Consider the following 2,315-nt stretch of genomic DNA (forward strand, 5'->3'; position numbering starts at 1 on the left):
CCCTGCGGCCATCTGTCGCATTAATTTGAATTAAAAGTCTGATTGTCATTTTTCCTGCTGTATCCTGCGCAGGCTTTGTAAAGCGCGGAGCACCTGATCTATCAACAGACTTAGCGAGGAGCGCAACCATGCACGAGATTCCCAATCTCCCCTTCCCAAGCCTGCACGTACCTGAGCAGACGACCCCGCAACACGCCGGTGCTGAAAAGCCCGAGCCGCAAGAAGCCGCTGACAGCCGCAAAGCCGACAGCGAAGAGTAAGACCCGCCGTACAGACCGTGTGGAAAGCGCTAACATGCGCTTTCCACACTGCCTGAAACCCGAGCCCGCCATGACCGACGAATTCTCCGAAAGCCAAGCTGCCGTGCTGATCGGCGCCACCGAGAAAATGATCGATATCTGGAATCGCCTCTCACCCGAGAAACAGGCCGCCCTGCTCGAGCGTTTCGGCAGCGAAGAAAACGCCCTCGCCGCCCTCGTCACCACGCAATTGGTGGCCCCGGCGAAATCCTGAAAGCGCCGCCCGGCAAATAGTTTTACTTTTCCCCGCCCCTGAGCGGTTCACGCCGGTATCATGAGCAGCCTATCTAATCTGCTGCTCCCGTGGATCGTTACCCATGTCGTCTATACCCGAGCCCCAGCGTCCGCTGACGGTTACGCTGCAAGTAGTCTCCATCGTCCTTTTCACCTTCATCGGTTACCTGAACATCGGCATCCCGCTCGCCGTGTTGCCGGGCTACGTCCACAGTGACCTGGGTTTTGGCGCCGTAATCGCCGGGCTGGTAATCAGCGTGCAATACCTCGCCACCCTGCTCAGTCGCCCGTACGCGGGCAAGATCATCGACAACCAGGGCAGCAAACGCGCAGTGATGATTGGCCTGGCTGGTTGCGGCTTGAGCGGTGTGTTCATGCTGATTTCCGCGTGGACGCCGAACCTGCCGCTGCTGAGCCTGATCAGCCTGCTGATCGGCCGTCTGGTGCTGGGCAGCGCGGAAAGCCTGGTCGGCTCGGGCTCGATTGGCTGGGGCATCGGCCGGGTCGGCGCGGCGAATACGGCGAAAGTGATTTCCTGGAACGGCATCGCCAGTTACGGCGCCCTGGCGATCGGCGCGCCGTTCGGTGTCTGGCTGGTGAGCCGGCTGGGGCTGTGGAGCATGGGCGTGAGCATCATCCTCCTCGCTTTGCTCGGTCTGGCGCTGGCATGGCCGAAGACCGCTGCGCCGATCGTCGCCGGTGAACGCCTGCCGTTCATGCATGTGCTCGGCAAAGTCTTTCCTCACGGTTGCGGACTGGCGCTGGGCTCGATCGGTTTTGGCACCATCGCCACGTTCATCACCCTGTATTACGCGACCCAGCACTGGGACAACGCCGTGCTGTGCCTGAGCCTGTTCGGCGCCAGCTTCATCGGCGCGCGGCTGCTGTTCGGCAATCTGATCAACCGCCTCGGCGGCTTTCGCGTGGCGATTGCCTGCCTGTCGGTGGAAACCTTGGGTTTGTTGCTGCTATGGATTGCACCCGATGCGCATTGGGCATTGGCCGGTGCGGCGCTGAGCGGCTTTGGCTTCTCGCTGGTATTCCCGGCGCTGGGCGTGGAAGCAGTGAATCTGGTGCCGGCATCGAGCCGTGGCGCGGCGGTCGGTGCCTATTCACTGTTCATTGATTTGTCGCTGGGGATCACCGGGCCGCTGGCCGGGGCGATTGCGGCGGGGTTCGGTTTTGCTTCGATCTTTCTGTTCGCAGCCTTCGCGGCGTTGAGCGGACTTGGCTTGAGTGTCTATCTGTACAAGCACACGGCGAAGTATCGCGAGGTTTAGAAGTCCACCTTGCCGCGCCCGGCCTTGATGCTGCCGCGCTTGGTTTTCGACTCCAGCCGACGCTTCTTCGAACCGAGGGTCGGCTTGGTCGGGCGGCGTTTCTTTTCCACTTTGGTGGCGCTGAGAATCAGTTCGACCAGCCGCTCCAGCGCGTCGGCGCGGTTGGCTTCCTGGGTTCGATATTGCTGCGCCTTGATGATCAGCACGCCATCGCTGGTGATACGACTGTCACGCAGCGCGAGCAGACGCTCCTTGTAGAACTCCGGCAATGACGAGTTGGGAATGTCGAAGCGCAAATGCATGGCGCTGGAAACCTTGTTGACGTTCTGCCCACCGGCGCCTTGCGCGCGGATGGCGGTCAATTCGATCTCGGCATCCGGCAGATGCACGTTGTTGGAAATCACCAGCATGGAAAAGCGTCCGTAATCAGAGGGTGCAGGATAACCTGATTCACTCAACCTCTGTGGGAGCGAGCCTGCTCGCGAAGGCGGTGTGTCAGTCG

4 protein-coding genes are annotated in these 2,315 nt (G+C 60.9%); 3 read left to right on the plus strand and 1 reads right to left on the minus strand.

Features of this window, described 5'->3' with window-relative positions; translation table 11 throughout:
- Positions 1-128: 128 nt before the first annotated feature.
- The 3 genes from D6877_RS30180 (at position 129) to D6877_RS21410 (ending at position 1,813) form a co-directional block, all read left to right on the plus strand.
- Entirely contained in the window at positions 129-260 is a 132-nt protein-coding gene (locus D6877_RS30180) for a hypothetical protein (RefSeq protein ID WP_016771117.1), read from the plus strand.
- A gap of 70 nt (positions 261-330) precedes the next feature.
- On the plus strand, positions 331-513 hold the full coding sequence (locus D6877_RS21405) for a hypothetical protein (protein ID WP_101158746.1): 183 nt from the start codon (positions 331-333) through the stop codon (positions 511-513).
- Between the two features lie 112 nt (positions 514-625).
- Complete coding sequence (locus D6877_RS21410; protein WP_038861083.1) at positions 626-1,813, plus strand: MFS transporter; 1,188 nt, start codon at positions 626-628, stop codon at positions 1,811-1,813.
- Here D6877_RS21410 and arfB read toward each other — a convergent pair.
- On the minus strand, positions 1,810-2,223 hold the full coding sequence (gene arfB, locus D6877_RS21415; RefSeq protein WP_016771119.1) for an alternative ribosome rescue aminoacyl-tRNA hydrolase ArfB: 414 nt from the start codon (positions 2,221-2,223) through the stop codon (positions 1,810-1,812). The two genes, D6877_RS21410 and arfB, sit on opposite strands and share 4 nt — an antisense overlap.
- Between the last annotated feature and the right edge of the window lie 92 nt (positions 2,224-2,315).

This window comes from Pseudomonas sp. Sample_9, from assembly GCF_004307535.1.
GTDB lineage: Bacteria > Pseudomonadota > Gammaproteobacteria > Pseudomonadales > Pseudomonadaceae > Aquipseudomonas > Aquipseudomonas mercuritolerans.

What these genes read in the sequence shown, in the direction of transcription:
- arfB (WP_016771119.1), bottom strand. Translation starts at nt 2,223, where the DNA reads ATGCTGGTGATTTCCAACAACGTGCATCTGCCGGATGCCGAGATCGAA.
- D6877_RS21405 (WP_101158746.1), top strand. Translation starts at nt 331, where the DNA reads ATGACCGACGAATTCTCCGAAAGCCAAGCTGCCGTGCTGATCGGCGCC.
- D6877_RS30180 (WP_016771117.1), top strand. Translation starts at nt 129, where the DNA reads ATGCACGAGATTCCCAATCTCCCCTTCCCAAGCCTGCACGTACCTGAG.